This window comes from Alishewanella agri BL06 (genome assembly GCF_000272005.1).
In the GTDB taxonomy this organism is placed as follows: domain Bacteria; phylum Pseudomonadota; class Gammaproteobacteria; order Enterobacterales; family Alteromonadaceae; genus Alishewanella; species Alishewanella agri.
In genome coordinates this window covers 65,170-81,946 of the sequence record NZ_AKKU01000017.1, presented here as the reverse complement: position 1 = coordinate 81,946, position 16,777 = coordinate 65,170, and the positions used below count along the sequence as shown (strand labels likewise).

Below are 16,777 nucleotides of genomic sequence, written 5' to 3'. Positions count from 1 at the left end.
CGCTCTAGGGGTCAAGTTGTGCGAGTAGTTGACTCTCGCGACCCAGGATACTGCGCTGCTCATGGATCCGTCGTTGCAGTTGGTCGATACGCTGGCGTAATTCGTTGAGCTGGCGATTATTATCGGCTAGCAACGCTTGGTGTTTGTTGCGAGCGCTTTGTAATTCGCTTTGCTGATCGCTGCCGGCCTGTTGTTGTTGCTGCGAAGCTTCGCTGCGAGCAGCTGTTAGCTGTTCATTTTGCTCAGCTGATAGCGCATCCACTTGTTGGCGATAGGTCGTAGCGATCGCAGCAAGGTCTGCGCGACGTTTATCGGTGACAACTTTTTCAGCCGCGGCAATTTCCTGTACCCTGGTGTTATGGGTCTGGTCGATCTGCTGATATTCAGCCCGCAGCTTTTCGTCAGCTTGAGCTTTAAAGAGGGTATAGTCTGCTCTTTGCATAGTACTTCTGGCGCTCTGAGTTTCAGCCGCATGTGCTTTGCGGGCAGCGTTACGTTGTTCGGTACGAAGATCCTGAGCTTTGGTGCGAGCCGCTTTAAACTCGGCAGACTGCAGGCGATACGCACTTTCAATTTCAGCAGCCTGCTTATCATGTATTTGCCTGAATTCCGCCGCTTTAGCTTGTCGTTGCTGTTGCAACTGATTGCGTAACTCGACGTTCTGACTACTTAGCTGTTGTGCCAGTTGGTCCCTTTGCTGATAGCTTTGTTGCTGCAGGGTATTTAGTTGCTCGCTGGATTGTTGCGCTTTAGTTTGCAGCTCCTGCTGTAGTTTGTTGTACTCAAGCAGCAGTTGCTGAAATTGTTGCTCGTCGGTGGCAATCTGCTGCTCAATTTTTTGTTGCGCTTCTTTGGCTGTTTTCAGCAGCTTTTTATAATCACTGCTGCCAGCTATCACATGTTTGTCGGGAAAGCGACTCAGAGGCATGCCGAAAGAGATGGCTTGCACCAGATTCAGATCCATACCAACCTGCCATTCACCGTTATAAAGCGCAGAATTTGCCAAACCGTTCAGTTTGAACTTCTCATTTTTCTTCTGCGTCACCTCCAGAATATCCACTTCCTGTAAACGACCAATTCGGTGGTGCATTGCTTCTTTTGGGGCAATTTCCGCATTAAAGCGGTATTGCCAAACAGGGCTGACTTTAGTCCCGGTTTCTTCCTCAGCCTCTACGTTAAAGCTGGTGACTTGCCATTGCTCGGGTATTTCTGCTTGCAGTTGTTGTTTGACGGCTGCCAGCTGTGGTGCATCACTGCAGGCAGTAAGCCACAGCATCGGTAGCAAGATTAGGATTAATGAATACTTCATTTGTATGACTCCGGTTAGTAACCGGGCGGCAGCTTAGCCGGTCGCCGGTTGGTTATTGAAATCAACCCGAAGTCGCGTGCACGGCGTTGCGACCCACAACAGAGTTATAGCTGTTATAGTGTAGTTGGTAGCGAGAGAGAGTGGTAAACTTTTAGTGTAAAAAACAGGCAAAAAGCGCTCTGGGAGACAAGATGCAAATTGCGGTTGTAGGGGGTGGCATTAATGGCCTGTGCAGTGCCTGGCAGCTGGCCCTGGCTGGTCATCAGGTTACTTTGTTTGAACGCGACCAGTTAATGCAAGCCACCAGTGCGGCCTCATCTAAATTGTTACACGGTGGCTTACGTTATCTGGAGCAAGGTGAGTTCCGGCTGGTACGCGAGGCGTTACAGGAGCGGCGCTGGTGGTTGAAAAAAGCGCCGCAGCTGACCCGCCGTTTACCCATTCTTTACCCAATATATCTTGATTCACAACGAGCGCGCTGGCAGCTGAAAATCGGACTCTGGCTTTACGATAGCTTTGCCGGTAAAAAACGTATAGGCCGGCATCGCTGGTTAACGGCGGCGCAGACGCTACGCTGCTCACCGCAGCTAAAAGCCGACGGTTTATTGGGTGCCTATCTGTTTTTTGATGGCCAGATGGATGATCAAAAGCTTGGCCTCTGGATGGCAGAGCAGTGCCGCAAGGCCGGCGTCAATATTGTAGAGCACAGCCCGGTATTAAAAATTCAGCCAGATGGTGAACTACAGCTCGCCACTGGCAAATTGAAATTCGCCAGCATTATTAATGTCGCTGGCCCCTGGAGCAGTGCTCTGTTACAGCAATCCGGCCTGTCCGCGCCGCCCCTGGATCTGGTGCGGGGTAGTCATTTGTTGCTGCCAGCGATTAGCCGCTATGGCCATATGCTGGAAGTGCCGGGCGAGCGGCGTATCGTCTTTGCTTTACCTTATCAACAGCAGTGTCTGCTGGGTACGACCGAAGTCAGGCAGCAACTGGATGAACCTGTACAGTGCTCACCAGCTGAACGCGACTATTTACTCGATGTTTACGCACATTACTTTACGCCAGCCGTTGCGCCAGCGCAGCTGTTAGGCAGCTTTGCCGGCGTCAGACCGTTATTGTCGGGAAGTGCGGATGCCAGTCGCGCCAGCCGCGAATATCAGTTTCACTGGCAGGGCAACATTCTGACGGTCAGTGGTGGCAAATGGACCACAGCGCGGGCTTTGGGGCAACAGCTGGCGGCTGAGGTCAACCGCCGCTGATAGCCTGGGCTCCGGACTTACAGATCCAAAGCCAGGATTTTTGAGCGGCGCTGATAGTTATACAGCTGCTTTTTCTGGGCCGGCAGATCATCGACGGTCACCAGTTCAAAACCCTGCTCTAAAAACCAATGAATGCTGCGGGTCGTTAACGCAAACAGCCGGTCATACTTACGCTGCCGGGCTTGCTGGATCACACTTTTTAGCAGGGTGGTACCACGATCGGCATCACGGTAATCCGGATGTACCGCTAAGCAGGCAAACTCACCGACATTTTCTTCCGGAAACGGATAAAGCGCGGCACAACCTATTACCAGACCATCACGCTCAATCAGCGTAAAGTAGTCGATTTCCATTTCCAGTTGTTCCCGTGAGCGGCGCACCAACAGCCCTTGCTGCTCCAGCGGCCGGATCAGATCCAGAATACCACCGATATCGCTGATTACCGCGCGGCGTAGTTTTTCTGCCGATTCAGTAACGATCTGGGTACCGATACCATCGCGTGAGAACAGCTCCTGCAGTAATGAGCCATCTTCGGCATAGCTGACTAAGTGACAGCGTGGCACGCCGGCGCGACAGGCGGTAACAGCGGCACGTAAAAATGCCGCCGTGCCGACGCAGTGATCTTCCTGCTGCTCCAATTCATACAGAATATGTTCTGCCATATTCGGCATCAACTCTGCAGTGATTTCGCCATTTTCGCCGACAATACCGCCAACATCGTTAAAACCAATCATCTTGTCGGCTTTCAGCCGAATCGCGACCTGGGTGGCAATTTCTTCCGCCGTTAAATTAAAGCTCTCCCCAGTGACCGACGCGGCTATCGGCCCCATTAGCACGATACCGTTATTATCAAGCTGCCGGCGGATACCAGCAGTATCGATACGGCGCACCTTACCGCTATGGAAATAATCCACGCCTTCATCGACGCCGAGCGGTTGGGCGATAACAAAATTACCGCTGACCACGTTAATTTGCGCGCCCTGCATCGGTGTATTGCTTAAGCTCATCGATAAGCGGGCGGTAATATCCAGCTGTAACGCCCCGGCAACCTGTTTGATCAGCCGGAACGAATCATCATCAGTGACCCGGATCCGGTTATGGTACTGTGGCTCCAGCCCGGCATTGCGCAGCGCCTGATTGATTTGTGGCCTGGCGCCATACACCAGTACGACTTTGATCCCCAGACTGTTCAGCAGCGCAACATCATTAATAATGCTGCGAATGCCGGGTTGCATAATGGCTTCGCCCCCCAGCATCACCACAAAGGTTTTGCCACGGTGGGCGTTAACATAGGGGGCAGATTGGCGGAAACCGCTGACGAGTTCAGTTGTACGCACGGGCGAATGTTTTCCTTGCACGGTATACAGATAAGATAAGTCTGGCAGTTTTCCGGGAAAACTGCCAGACCAGCGCAAAAAGTTGCGGGATTTTAGCAATAAAGTGGTTTTATATCCAATATTGCTGCATAAATATTCCTGCTTAATCCAGAATAATATGCGGTAAGAAACGCGAACTGTCCTTAGTGATCAGACTGTTATCTTCACGAATGCCGATCCCTGCCGCTAAATCACCGACCACCCAGCTGCCAATCAGCGTATAGCTGTCACCAAAGCGTGGCAACGGCGCAAAGGCCTGCCGGATATAACCGCTATCGGTATAGGGTCCACCTTGTTGCAGCTTTTCACCTTGTGGTGTAATCAGTTCTACATTGGCCCCTTCACGCGAGAACAGAGGTTTACGCACCCAGCCAGGGTTCAACGCTGTTTTGCCGTCATCAAAAAACGCCGGCAACAGATTAGGATGGCCCTGATACTTTTGCCACAATAACGGCAGAATCCCTTTATTGGAGAGCAGTAACTTCCATAACGGCTCTAAAAAGCGAGTGTCGGAGCTTAAAATGGTGCCGGCGAATTCTTCCTGCAGCATAAACTCCCAGGGATAGAGTTTAAACAGGCCCTGGATCGGATAACCTTCCAGATCGACCAATTGACCGTCGATATCACCAATCTGCTCCAGTTGGATATAGCGGCTGTCCAGGCCACTTTGCAGCGCAATATCCATCAGATAATCAACAGTGCCCTTGTCTTCCTGACTTTCGGTGACGCTACTGAAATAGAATGGCCGCGGTAACGGCAGCTCGGCGAAGGCCTGCTCCAGTTTATCCTGCAGCGAGTTAAATTGATCGGCACCTGCAGGCAACAAGCCACGCATTTGCTGATCTTCCAGCCATACCCACTGAAAAAAACCGGTTTCGTATAATGAGGTTGGGGTATCGTAGTTCAGCTCCAGCAATTTTGCCGGGCCCTTGCCATCATAAGCAAAATCCATCCGGCCATAAAGATGTGGCTCGGCGCGCTGCCAGCTGTCTTTTACCGCATCCCAGAACGGCTCCGGGATGCCTAGTTGGCTCAGTTGCTGTTCGCTGCGGATAATATCCGGGATCAGATCCAAGGCCATTTGATGCAGCTGCTCGGTCGGTGCTTCCAAATCGTCTTCAATCTGTGCCAGACTAAATTGGTAATAGGCAGACTCGTCCCAGTATGGCTCGTTATCAATAGTATGGAACTGAAAACCAACGCTTTCAGCAAACGCCTGCCAACCCGGGCGAGGGGCAATCGGAACCTTCTTCATCGCTTAGCCGCCATAAGTCGCCTGCCGTGGTGCTGCGGCCGCACGTTGTTGCGCCTGGGCACCAAAGCCGCCACGGCGGGCCAGGGTTGCTGGTTTTGGCTGTACGGCGGAAGGGCGAACCTGAGTTGGCCCAGGCTGACTGGCCACCGGGGTATTGGTTGCGGTGCGGAAGGTACTCTGATCATCGCGCGCTTTGTACAACGGCTGGTTTGGCACCGTATTGCGGCCAGCCGCTGCGGCTGCAGTTTGCTGCTGTTGTTGTGGTGCCATGCCACCGCGATTGAGCATTTGTCCGGCTAAAAATCCCATCATCATCGGCATAAAAAAGCTGCCCTGTGCATGTTGTTGCGGGGCCGTTTCACATTGGCCAGTACCAAAGTCAGCTTCGCATTCCTGCTTATTGGCGTATTTGGGGGCGACCTGTGGATGTAGCGCCTGTGCCTCGGCAAAAGCCGCCTGGCATTGCGCCGGTGGATTGTAGAAAGCAGCACATTCATCCGGGGTATTAAATACCTGGGCTTCAACCGCTTTTTCAGCACCGCAGCCCTGTAATGCCAGCGTAGCGGCGGGCACCATAAAGATCAGCGCCGCTTTGCGGCTACGCTTAAAGGGTTTTTTTTGCATCTTAAGCTCCTTGGGACATAGCTTAGTAGGTCATACAGGCAGCATTGAGCATACCCACGCTAACTGAGCAACCGGCGGAGAAAATACCGGCGGCGATATCACCCTGGGTAATACGTTGCGATAGATTTTTTAGTGCCAGTTGGCTGATAAAAAAGGTCAGTACTTGCACCAATAACGCCACCAGGCCCCAAATGGCACAATCAAGCAGGGACATGGAATGCGTTATAGCGCTGGAAAGTGGTAGGGCAAAACCAATTAGCGCACCGGCAAAGGCCACTGCTGCGGCCGGGTTATTGTCACGGATTAAGCCAAATTCATCATGCGGCGTAACCCAGCTATACAAACGGACAAAGATCAGCACTGACAGCACAGCTACGGCAAAGTACGCCAGAAAAGACGGTAAGCCGGCCAGTGAGGTTAAAGCAGTATCAAGCATGGTGAACTCCCGATAACGAAACTACGCAGATCCTGCGGAAATTTATGGCTAATTACAAGTAAAACCGCACGCGGTTGCTTGCAGCAAAACCGCAGTCTGACATTTATCGCATCTGACAGGGTTAATATCCTGTTTGCAAAGCAGCAAGCAGGCAGATTTTCTAAACTCGAGCCGATTATAAAAACAACTGAGGTACCAATATATGACCAAGATCTCTGCTCTGGCGCTGGGTGTGGCGCTGGCGCTTGGTGTGGCAGGCTGTAGCAGCCCGTCTGGCACTGAGCAAACCGTCGTCAGCCAAGCCGCAACTAGCCAACAAGCGGGTTTTGACCTGAATAACTTTGATAAAAGCGTTGCACCGCAACAGGACTTCTTCCGTTTTGTAAACGGTAACTGGTTAGGCAGTACCGAAATTCCAGCCGATAAAGCGCGCTGGGGTAGTTTTGACGAACTACGTGAAAACGCTGAGAAGCAAGTGTTGGAAATTATTCAGGAGCTGGCAGCCACTGAGCATCCGAAAAACTCCGATGCGCAGAAGATGGCCGATTTATACAAATCATTTTTAAATGAGCCGCTGATTAATACGCTGGGCCTGAATCCACTGCGTGGCGATATTGCCCGTATTGAGCAGGTGCGCAACCATCAACAGCTGGCAGTGCTATGGGGTGAATTACAACGCTACCGTTTCGGTACCCCGGTAGCGGTGTTTGTCGGTCAGGATCAACGGCAGTCTGATCAATATATTACCGGCGCCAGTCAGGGCGGCTTAGGCTTACCTGATCGCGACTATTACCTGAAAGATGACGAGCGTTCGCTGCAATTGCTTGGTCAATATCGTGATTTTATTGCCAAAATCTGGCAACTGGCCGGCTGGGATAATCCAGAGCAGGCTGCGGAACAGGTGATTGCGCTGGAAACTCAACTGGCCAAGGTGCAGTGGAGTCGGATCCAAAACCGCGATCGTAATGCGACCTATAACAAGCTGAACCGTGCCGAGCTGGCTAAACTGGCCCCCGGCTTTGACTGGCCGGCGTTTTTACAAGCCGCTGAGCTGGGGCAGGTACAAGAACTGGTGATCCGTCAACCGTCATACTTTACCGAGTTTGCCAAGCTGCAGGCCCAGGTGCCGGTTAGCCAGTGGCAGACGTATCTGAAGTTTCACCTGCTGCGCGCTAATGCCGCTAACCTGAGCGAGCCTTTTGCGCAGGCCAGTTTTGATTTCTACGGTAAAACCTTAAGCGGCCTGCAAGAGCAGCGCAGCCGGGAAAAACGCGCGGTAAATCTGGTTGATAGCAATCTGGGCTTTATGGTGGGTAAAGAGTATGTTGCCCGCCATTTCAAACCCGAAGCCAAGGCGCGGATGGATGAGATGATTGAAAATCTGCGTGGCGCCTTTAAAGAAGCCATTAACGAGCTGGAGTGGATGAGCGAGGCGACCAAGGTCGAGGCTCAGGCCAAGCTGGCGAAGTTTAATACCAAAATTGGTTACCCGGATGTTTGGCGTGACTACGATTGTTTAACCATCGATGCTAACGACTTAATCGGCAACCTGCGTCGCAGCAGTGAGTGTGAGTATCAAAGGATGGTTAACCGCTTAGGTCAGCCGGTAAACCGCGACGAATGGGGCATGACGCCACAGACGGTTAACGCTTACTACAGCTCCACCATGAATGAAATCGTGTTCCCGGCTGCGATTCTGCAACCACCGTTCTTTAACGTCGATGCTGATGATGCGGTAAACTACGGCGCGATCGGTGGTGTCATCGGTCATGAATTTACCCATGGTTTTGATGACCAGGGCCGACGTTCTGATGGTAACGGTAACCTGCGCGACTGGTGGACGCCTGAAGATGAGCGGCAGTTCCGTGAGCGTGCGCAGCGCATGATCGATCAATACAATGCCTTTAATCCAATCGACAACCTGCATCTGCAGGGGGCTTTGGGTCTGGGTGAAAATATTGCCGATCTGGGTGGTTTAACGGTGGCGTTCCGTGCCTATCAAAACTCGATTAAAGATCAACCGCGGCAGACTATCGCTGGCTTTACCCCGGAGCAGCGTTTCTTTATCGGCTGGGCTCAGGTCTGGCGCATCAAGTTCCGCGATGAAGCCTTGCGACAGCAGGTCATTACCGGGCCACACTCACCAGGCATGTACCGGGTGTTAGGTGTACTGTCGAATATGCCAGAGTTCTATGAAGCCTTTGAGGTAAAACAGGGCGATGGTATGTATCGCGAAGAAGATGTGCGGGTAAAAATCTGGTAATACGCACGGCTTGCCAACCACAAACCCCGATCAGCCGATCGGGGTTTGTTTTTTCAGCAGCTGATCAGAACTGGTAGTTGACACCCAGTGTCAGATTGTTGGTTTTCAGTTTGAAGTTATATGGGCCATCAGAGAATTTCTCATCGGGCAGCTGCAGGTATTCCAGTGTTGCAGTTAAGCGTGGTGTGACACGGAATCCGGCGCCCACTCCCCAGGCTAAACCGTTAATGGTTTCCGTTTCTGAGAACGAGAAGCCAGTCGACCGCTCCTGATATTTAAACTTAGTTGAACCATAACCGGCGACGCCATACAGCGAGAACATATCGTTGATAGGTACCGTACCCTTTAGCAACAGCAAAGTTTGCAGATCAACACTAAGTTTCTCGGAGTAATCGAGCTCACGAAAGCTTTCCCCTTTTACTCCCGTACCCAGCCGCAATTCAGCAGCAATGTAGGGCGTAAAGTGATAGCCAGCCAGTGCCGACAGCGTAGTAAAATCAAAACTATCAGAATTACCCGCTTCTGATTCTTTTAATTCGGTCGCGCTAATCTGGGCTCCGACATAAAACGGTGAATCAGCAGCCGTAACAGCCGTTGAACAGGCAGCAATAACCAGCACAGAGAGATATTTTTTTAACATGTCGCATTCCTTTTACGATGAGAGACAATCCAATCATCAGCCAGCTAAGCTGAATTCGGCCTTAATAGCTGAAGGCGGCGCGAGTGTGCCAAAAAATACAGTAAGATTAAATGTTAATTTTGTAATAAAAAGTTAGCGTTATACTGGAACTTATCTCAGTTTTTGCCGAAATGGTCGCTTTGCTACAGGCGAGCGGCTTAAAACGTGTTACAAAAATCTGTTACATAACACAACAGGGAACCTGAGAATGAAATTGATCCTCCGTGCCGCGCTGCTCGGAAGCCTGATTTGCTGTAGCCCGCTAACGCTAGCGACTGCAGTTGATATTGGCTATCAACAGCCGGTAAAAGAAATTGTCGATATCGTGGATGCGGCTCCGGCACCTGGTGCCATGTTAAGTCCGGATGGGAAGCTCATGCTGAGTACCGGCTTTGCCGCTTTGCCAGGCATCGCTGATTTAGCCGCACCGGAATACCGGCTGGCCGGGGTGCGCTTTAATCCGGCGAATAATGGCCCGGCACAACCGCGTTATGTGTCATCGTTACAGCTGATTGCATTGGATAGCCAACAAACTCAAACGATCAGTGGCTTGCCGAAAAATCTGAAAGCCGTCAATCTGAACTTCTCACCCGACAGTCGTCATTTAGCCTTTATTCAGTTGGAAGACAATGAAGCCCAGCTGTGGAAAGTGGATCTGGAAAAGCTGCGCGCCAGTCGCTGGAGTAAACTGAGCTTAAATGCGATTTGGGGCGGTTCATTACAGTGGTCAGCGGATAGCAAAGCCATTTTTGCGGCGACCGTGCCGGCAAAACGCGGCGCTGAGCCAGCCGAGAGTAAGGTACCAACCGGCCCGGTCATTACCGAAGCGCGCGGTCGTACAGCACCGGCCCGTACCTATCAGGATTTGCTGAAAAATAAGCATGATGAAGCGCTGTTCAGCTATTACTTTACCAGTCAGCTGGTAAAAATTGGCTTAAATAACAAAGTGACGACTTTGGGTAAACCACAGTTATTACGTGGCGTCGAAGTATCACCGGATAATAATTTTATTCTGGTTAACCGGATTGAACAGCCATTCTCCTATGCGGTACCGGTGTTCCGTTTTGCTTATACCACTGAGGTGTGGGATGCCAGCGGCAAGCTGCAATATCAGGTAGTGCAGCAACCGGTGGCCGATAATTTACCGATAGCCTTTGATGCGGTGGTGACCGGCCGGCGCAGTGTTGGCTGGCGCCCGGATCAGGCTGCAACCCTATATTGGGCGGAAGCTGCGGATGGTGGCGACCCGGCGAATAAAGTCGCGGTACGGGATCAATTATTCCAGCTGGCAGCGCCTTTTAATGCTGAGCCGGAAAAGCTGCTGGATTTAAGTTTCCGCTTCTCTTATCTGCTTGCTGCAGCCGACGGTAGTTTGCTGGTGTGGGAGCGTTGGTGGCAGGATCGCAATGAAAAAGTCTGGTATCTGGACCCGGCCAAACAAGCGCGGCTATTCTGGGAACGCTCGTCTGAAGACCGTTATAATGATCCGGGCAGTCCGTTATTAACCACTGCTGCTAACGGTCAACGCTTATTACGGGTAGAAGATGGCGCGATTTATTTAACCGGCGTTGGCGCCTCACCAGAGGGTAACAGACCTTTCATCGATAAACGCCCACTGGCAAGCGGTGAAACCAGCCGGTTATGGCGTTCCGAAGCGCCATTCTATGAGTTTCCTTATACGGTGTTACCATCAGGTAAGTTGTTAACTCAGCGTGAAGCGCCGGATCTGCCGCCGGATTTTTACCTGCGCGATTTAACTAGCGGTGAATTAACGGCTCTGACGAAAACACCACACCCAATGCCGCACACTCAGGGTATTAGCCGTGAGCTGATTAATTATCAGCGTGCTGATGGTATTCCGATGTCAGCGACACTATTGCTGCCAGCCGGCTATGATAAAGCCCGCGATGGCGCACTGCCGACGGTGATCTGGGCTTATCCGCGTGAGTTCCGCAGCGCTGGCGCCGCTGGTCAGGTCAGTGATTCGCCGTACCGTTTTAACCGCATTAGTTACTGGACACCGCAATTCCTGGCAACTCAGGGCTATGCGGTATTGGATAATGCCACCATGCCAATTGTTGGTGAAGGTGAGCAGGAACCGAACGATACCTTTATTGAGCAACTGATCCTCAATGCAGAGGCAGCGATTGGTGCGGGCGTCGAGCGCGGCGTAACAGACCCGAACCGGGTGGCGATTGGCGGCCATTCTTATGGTGCCTTTATGACGGCAAACCTGCTGGCGCACTCTAACTTATTTAAAGCGGGTATTGCCCGCAGTGGCGCTTATAACCGCAGCTTGACGCCGTTCGGCTTCCAGATGGAACAACGCACCCTGTGGGATGATCCGGAGCTGTATAGCCGGATGTCACCGTTCTTCCATGCCGAAAAAATCAAAACACCATTGTTGTTAATTCACGGTACCGATGATAACAACTCAGGTACCTTCCCGATGCAGAGCGAGCGCTTATATCAGGCGATTAAAGGCAATGGCGGTACCACCCGCTTAGTGATGTTGCCACTGGAGTCACACGGCTACCGCGCCCGTGAGTCTGTGCTGCATATGCTATGGGAAACTACGGCCTGGCTGGATGAGTTTGTGAAAAACGCCAAGGCCGATAACGCCGAGTAAGTTGTGTTGCAATAAAGTTAATCTATAATAAAAAGCGCTGCTAAACCCAGCGCTTTTTCTTTTTCGGAGGTAAGCATGACATGGAGTAAGAAATTTGCTTTAGCTTTGCTGAGTTTGCTGGCGATAGTGGTGGCTTATCAACTTGGTAAGCAAATTGGTGCCTGGATAATCCGTTCTGGAACGATGATTGGCTAGCTCACCACATGTTCATCGAATTTCTGCTTAAAGTGACAGTGACATCGATAGGCGCTGGTTTTGGTCATAAGCTATGCTGTCGTTTAGTCAATGGAACCAAAAAACCTGATGAAAACAGGCAGTCAGTTTATTGCGCTCTGGTTACGGCTCTGTCTTACCTGTTTTTTTCAGTGTTATTCTGCTTCATGAAGCTGGACGTGGCCGGATTTGCCACGCCTTTTTGTTTGTCGGATTAATGCGCTTTACGTCACTTTGCAACCAGTACAGCGCCCCATTTGGCCGGAATCGTGAGTTGTATGGTGTCGCCGTTTTGGCTGATTGCCAGTTGGCTTAGCACATCCTGCCAGTTGGTCTGATCTTGTGGTAGTGTGATCTGCTGTGGCTGCTCGCTATTATTTAACAGCACCCGTACCCGTTGCTGTTGGTGACGGCGTTCAAAGCCGTACAGCTCACGCTGGTCATCAACTAACAGGGTCTGATAATCCCCCAGCCGCAACGCCGGCAGTTGCTGGCGCAGTTGAATCAATAGCCGGTAATGCTGCTGTAACTGACGATTTACCGCAACCTTGTCAGCTGGCCGTAAACTACCATCCGGGTTAGTGACTTCGTCTTCGTAACGAATATCGTCCCAGATCATTGGCTTACGATCATCAGGGTCGTTAGCGCCCCACATCCCGACTTCATCGCCATAGTAGACCATTGGCGCCCCGACATAGGTCATTTGAAAAATAACAAACAACTTTTGTAACCGCAGTTCCTCAGCGTTAGGTTTGCGCACCTGATACGCTGGATTCTGGCTGACTTGTGACAACTGAAAATAGGCGCCCCAGTCGCGGAAGTTACCGATGCCACGGTTCACAATATGTGAGCCAATACGGTTCGAATCGTGACTACCAAATAAATTCTGGGTGACATAAGCCACGCCCTTGGGGTACAGCGCGCGCATCTCGGCCAGTCTGGCGTCAAATTCGCTGGCCTTAATCCGTTGTGGCGCCGGGTTAAACATAAACTCAGCGGCGGTGAAGGCAAAGTTATAGTTCATTTCACCGTCAAACTCATCGCCTTGAAAATAAGGTTTTACCAACTCCGGCGGCATCACCAGTTCGGCAGTGATGTAGGCGTCAGGGTTCAGTGTTTTGACATGCTGCCGCCAGTCTTTCCAAAAGCCATGGGCGACACAGAAAGCGACATCTAATCGCCAGCCATCAATACCGAACTCGCGGCCCTGACCTTTCGGATTCATCCAGCGCTCAGTGGCAGCAAATACATAATCCCGTGGCCCGGCAACCAGACCCTGGGCATCCTCTTTAAACTCGGGTAATGACGCGACACCAAACCAGCCCTCATACCGGAATTCACTACCGGTTTTTTCATCACGAAAGCTGTGTACGGTAAACCAGTCTTTGTAGGGCGATTGCTGCTGATGCTGTTGCAGATGCTGAAAGGCAAAACTGTTAATGCCCATATGGTTAAACACACCATCAAAAATAACCCGGATACCACGTTGCTTCGCTTGTTTGATCAGTTCCAGCGCCAGTTCATCGGCTTTGGTCCAGACCCAGGTGCTGGGGTCTAATGGATTCTCGGTGGCAATCAGTGCCCGGTCACCCGCCGGATCCGGACCGAAATTTGGGTCGATATGGTGAAAGCTGGCCGCATCGTATTTATGCAGTGAGGGAGCAGTAAAAACCGGGTTTAAATAGATCGCATTGAAACCCATATCTTGAATATAGTCGAGCTTGTCAATCACCCCCTGCAGATCGCCACCGTAGCGGCGGCGTAACAGATGCTGCCACAATTCGGGTTCACCGTTGGCCACTTCGTAGGGCTGGCGTTTGTACCAGTCGCTGCCCCATGGATGGATCTGCCAGACTTTAGGTGGCTCAGCCGGATCGGCACCGGCAATATCCCGTACCGTCGGGTTATTGCTGGGATCACCATCGCGAAAGCGCTCTGGAAACACCTGATACCAAACCGCACTTTTTGCCCAGTCTGGCACGAATTCACCTTGTTCGTTTAACGCGATCGGGCCTCTGGGAGTAGCATCGGATGTTTGCGGGCAGTAAGCCTGAGCGGGTTGCGGATAACACAAGATAATGCCAGTGACGGCGCTTGCCAGCATTAGAGCCAGGGATTTTCTTAACATCATGTTCTCTCATTTATTGTTAGAAAAACGCCACCGTTTTGGGTGGCGTGGCGTTCTGCTGGCCGCTGCACGTTAGCATTAAGGCCCGCGTTTAATTTCAACCTGCTGTCAGCGCTTAACTGCGCGCCTGCTTAATTTCTTGCATCAGCTGCAGTACCTTGTTATCGCTTAGAATCGTCTCGATATTCTGCGGTAATTTGCGCTGCCAGTTCGCATATTCAGTACTGGTGCCCGGTATATTGACCGGAGTTTCCAGCAATACCAGGTCTTCCAACTGATAGGCGAATAAACGCGCCGGCGTCGCTGCGGTATACAGATGACAGGCACGAACCAGCGTTGCCGCATCCGGCTGCGCAATGCCGAGCTGCTGTTGCAGGATCTGCTTTTCGCTCTCTCTTAGCTGGTGCAGGCTGTCGGCCACGGCTGGGCTGGGGAATAAATCCAATTGATGACGTAGCGCTAAGTCCAGCTCCTGCCAGAAGCCGACCAGCGTAGGCATATCGTGTGTGGTAACTGTTGCCAGTGCCTGCGGTGGATAGGTCAGATCCCGGTGTTGATAGCTGCCAGCCTTTTGCTCCAGCATAAATACCCGGTAAGACAGTACCTGATAATGCTGCATCAGTTCACTGATTTCCGCTGGTACCGTGCCCAAATCTTCCCCAATCACGACGCAGTGATTACGCTGGCTTTCCAGTGCCAAAATGGCAAACAACTCCTGCGCCGGCATCCGCAAATAACAGCCGGCTGTGGCATCGGCGCCGAGCGGGCAACACCAAAGCCGCAATAATGCCATCACATGGTCCAGCCGTAAGGCGCCGGCATAGCGCATATTAGCGCGGATCAGTTCAATAAAGGGCTGATAGGCTTTTTGCCGCAGCGTCACCGGGTTGTAAGCTAATAGCCCCCAGTTCTGGCCTTTTGGCGCCATAATATCCGGCGGTGCACCGACACTTAAATCCAGCAAGAAGTCATCCGGCGCACCCCAGCTCTCGGCGCTGCTACGGCTGGTGCCTACAGCGACATCACAGTATAAACCAATGGCCATACCTTGTTTGCGGCACTCGGCTTTCACCTCTGCCAGCTGCAGCTGTGCTAACCACTGTAAATACAGCTGCTGTTCGATAGCGCTGGCATGTTGTTTGGCAAAGGCCGCAACGGCGGGGCTATGCGGGTTTTGCAGTTCTGGCGGAAATTGCTGCCAGGCGGCGGTTTGCAGATCTTGCCAGAACAATTGGCCCTGTAGTACCGAGAATACGGCCCACTGATACAGACTCACGCCGGCCTCTGCTACGAAAACCTGAAACGCCTTGGCCCTTTCACTTTGCTGCGCCAGTTCATGTTGCTGAAAATGCTGAAACAGTAAGGTCGCGACCTGCTGCTTTAAGGCGGCAACGGCCGGATAATCAACATTCGCCGTGGCGCGACAGGCAGCTAGCTGCTGCTGAAAATCGGCACTGGCGACTAGCTGTTGTGCTGCGGTACAGGATTGATAATCCGGGGTTTCATCCAGCGCGACATAAAGCGTGTTTAACCATAAACGGCTGCTGGGGCTGTACGGGCTGCAATCCTGTGGCAGCATCGGATAGAGCGCATGCAAGGGGTTTAAACCGATAAAATCGTTACCGGCTGCTGCTAATGGGGCAACCATTGCTTTCAGATCGGCAAAGTCACCCATACCCCAGTTGCGGGCCGAGCGTACGGCATAAAGCTGGACCGCCGGCCCCATGGTCTTATGTAAAATGGCGCTGTCGTGCAGCTGAAAACAGCGCGCTGGAGTAATGATCAGCTGCTGTTTCAGAACCTGCTTGCCATCGCTTAACGTTAGCTGGTGGTAACCAAGCGGCAAATCCAGCTCGAACGACAGATTAAAGGCCAACATAGCTGTGTCGTCTATCTGTCCTTGCTCAATAATATCCTTGGCCTGTAGCAAAAAGTCGCCATTTAAAGTCTGACCGTCTTCCAGCAGAATCTGCCATTGCCAGTGGCTGCTTGCTGTAGCCGCGGCCAGCTGCAATCTGACTGCAAATACTTGCTGTTGCTCTGCCACAGTGACTGCTGCAATATTGTTTTGCCACTGAGCTTGCTGCTGTCGCCGAATCTGGTCGGCGATAGTTTGTTCGGTAGTTAAGTCAAAGCCCATGGCCTGTAAAATGGCAGCCTGCACATCGGGGCTAATATATTCGAGTTGGCCGTTAGCGTGCACGTAACTGTGTTGCAAACCGGCAAGGCTGGCCAGCTGTTTAAGTTGTTCCATATACCACCTGTAATAAGGGTGTGGTGTTTACGACAAGCATAAACAGGGCTGTCTGAATAAGAAATATGCTGCATACGTATGCAGTTGTTCATAGCGCCACACTTTTTCGTCCCCGAACGCTTTTCGCAATATTATCTTGCTCGTCCGCAACGAATCAGCGGTTTAGCAAGTTGTCTGGTGCACAACAATAGTGCAGCTTTCGGTCGCTTGCACTGTGCTTGTGCGTCTTTTGCACTATGAATACGTATTCATATTGAGCTCCCGCCCGAATAAGTTTAATAAATGACCATGGCAAAACTGCTGCTGACGGATTTCAGCATGACTTTCAGTTTCGCAGCTATAAAATAACAAC

General features: G+C 51.7%; 11 protein-coding genes. 3 read left to right on the top strand and 8 right to left on the bottom strand.

Going from position 1 to position 16,777, the window contains the following annotated elements; translation table 11 throughout:
- Window positions 1-4: 4 nt before the first annotated feature.
- Entirely contained in the window at window positions 5-1,309 is a 1,305-nt protein-coding gene (locus AGRI_RS10205) for a coiled-coil domain-containing protein (RefSeq protein WP_008984865.1), read from the bottom strand.
- A 191-nt stretch (window positions 1,310-1,500) separates the two neighbouring features.
- Here AGRI_RS10205 and AGRI_RS10200 point away from each other — a divergent pair, with 191 nt between their 5' ends.
- Window positions 1,501-2,568 (top strand): glycerol-3-phosphate dehydrogenase/oxidase, encoded by a 1,068-nt coding sequence (locus AGRI_RS10200; RefSeq protein WP_008984864.1) that lies wholly within the window; start codon window positions 1,501-1,503, stop codon window positions 2,566-2,568.
- Window positions 2,569-2,585: 17 nt separating this feature from the next.
- Here the strand turns inward: AGRI_RS10200 and argA are convergent, their stop codons facing one another.
- The 4 genes from argA to AGRI_RS10180 all read right to left on the bottom strand — a co-directional run bounded on the left by argA (window position 2,586) and on the right by AGRI_RS10180 (window position 6,259).
- Window positions 2,586-3,905: an amino-acid N-acetyltransferase gene (gene argA / locus AGRI_RS10195; protein WP_008984863.1), complete on the bottom strand. Its 1,320-nt coding sequence runs from the start codon at window positions 3,903-3,905 to the stop codon at window positions 2,586-2,588.
- Window positions 3,906-4,047: 142 nt separating this feature from the next.
- Complete coding sequence (locus AGRI_RS10190) at window positions 4,048-5,199, bottom strand: glutathionylspermidine synthase family protein (protein WP_008984862.1); 1,152 nt, start codon at window positions 5,197-5,199, stop codon at window positions 4,048-4,050.
- Between the two features lie 3 nt (window positions 5,200-5,202).
- Window positions 5,203-5,823, bottom strand: coding sequence for a DUF1190 domain-containing protein (locus AGRI_RS10185; protein ID WP_008984861.1), 621 nt, complete (start codon window positions 5,821-5,823; stop codon window positions 5,203-5,205).
- Window positions 5,824-5,845: 22 nt separating this feature from the next.
- Window positions 5,846-6,259, bottom strand: coding sequence for a DUF350 domain-containing protein (locus tag AGRI_RS10180; RefSeq protein ID WP_008984860.1), 414 nt, complete (start codon window positions 6,257-6,259; stop codon window positions 5,846-5,848).
- Between the two features lie 202 nt (window positions 6,260-6,461).
- Here AGRI_RS10180 and AGRI_RS10175 point away from each other — a divergent pair, with 202 nt between their 5' ends.
- A complete protein-coding gene (locus tag AGRI_RS10175; protein WP_008984859.1) occupies window positions 6,462-8,522 on the top strand; it encodes a M13 family metallopeptidase in 2,061 nt (686 codons plus the stop codon).
- A gap of 64 nt (window positions 8,523-8,586) precedes the next feature.
- Here the strand turns inward: AGRI_RS10175 and AGRI_RS10170 are convergent, their stop codons facing one another.
- Window positions 8,587-9,162 (bottom strand): porin family protein, encoded by a 576-nt coding sequence (locus AGRI_RS10170; RefSeq protein ID WP_008984858.1) that lies wholly within the window; start codon window positions 9,160-9,162, stop codon window positions 8,587-8,589.
- Window positions 9,163-9,409: 247 nt separating this feature from the next.
- Between AGRI_RS10170 and AGRI_RS10165 the strand changes: the two genes are divergently transcribed.
- On the top strand, window positions 9,410-11,830 hold the full coding sequence (locus AGRI_RS10165; protein ID WP_008984857.1) for a S9 family peptidase: 2,421 nt from the start codon (window positions 9,410-9,412) through the stop codon (window positions 11,828-11,830).
- A gap of 442 nt (window positions 11,831-12,272) precedes the next feature.
- Here the strand turns inward: AGRI_RS10165 and AGRI_RS10160 are convergent, their stop codons facing one another.
- Entirely contained in the window at window positions 12,273-14,174 is a 1,902-nt protein-coding gene (locus AGRI_RS10160) for a glycoside hydrolase family 13 protein (protein WP_237713064.1), read from the bottom strand.
- 112 nt (window positions 14,175-14,286) lie between these two features.
- A complete protein-coding gene (gene malQ, locus AGRI_RS10155; protein ID WP_008984855.1) occupies window positions 14,287-16,425 on the bottom strand; it encodes a 4-alpha-glucanotransferase in 2,139 nt (712 codons plus the stop codon).
- Window positions 16,426-16,777: the final 352 nt, after the last annotated feature.

What these genes read in the sequence shown, in the direction of transcription:
- malQ (WP_008984855.1), bottom strand. Translation starts at nt 16,425, where the DNA reads ATGGAACAACTTAAACAGCTGGCCAGCCTTGCCGGTTTGCAACACAGT.
- AGRI_RS10160 (WP_237713064.1), bottom strand. Translation starts at nt 14,174, where the DNA reads ATGATGTTAAGAAAATCCCTGGCTCTAATGCTGGCAAGCGCCGTCACT.
- AGRI_RS10200 (WP_008984864.1), top strand. Translation starts at nt 1,501, where the DNA reads ATGCAAATTGCGGTTGTAGGGGGTGGCATTAATGGCCTGTGCAGTGCC.
- AGRI_RS10190 (WP_008984862.1), bottom strand. Translation starts at nt 5,199, where the DNA reads ATGAAGAAGGTTCCGATTGCCCCTCGCCCGGGTTGGCAGGCGTTTGCT.
- AGRI_RS10185 (WP_008984861.1), bottom strand. Translation starts at nt 5,823, where the DNA reads ATGCAAAAAAAACCCTTTAAGCGTAGCCGCAAAGCGGCGCTGATCTTT.
- AGRI_RS10165 (WP_008984857.1), top strand. Translation starts at nt 9,410, where the DNA reads ATGAAATTGATCCTCCGTGCCGCGCTGCTCGGAAGCCTGATTTGCTGT.
- AGRI_RS10170 (WP_008984858.1), bottom strand. Translation starts at nt 9,162, where the DNA reads ATGTTAAAAAAATATCTCTCTGTGCTGGTTATTGCTGCCTGTTCAACG.
- AGRI_RS10205 (WP_008984865.1), bottom strand. Translation starts at nt 1,309, where the DNA reads ATGAAGTATTCATTAATCCTAATCTTGCTACCGATGCTGTGGCTTACT.
- AGRI_RS10180 (WP_008984860.1), bottom strand. Translation starts at nt 6,259, where the DNA reads ATGCTTGATACTGCTTTAACCTCACTGGCCGGCTTACCGTCTTTTCTG.
- AGRI_RS10175 (WP_008984859.1), top strand. Translation starts at nt 6,462, where the DNA reads ATGACCAAGATCTCTGCTCTGGCGCTGGGTGTGGCGCTGGCGCTTGGT.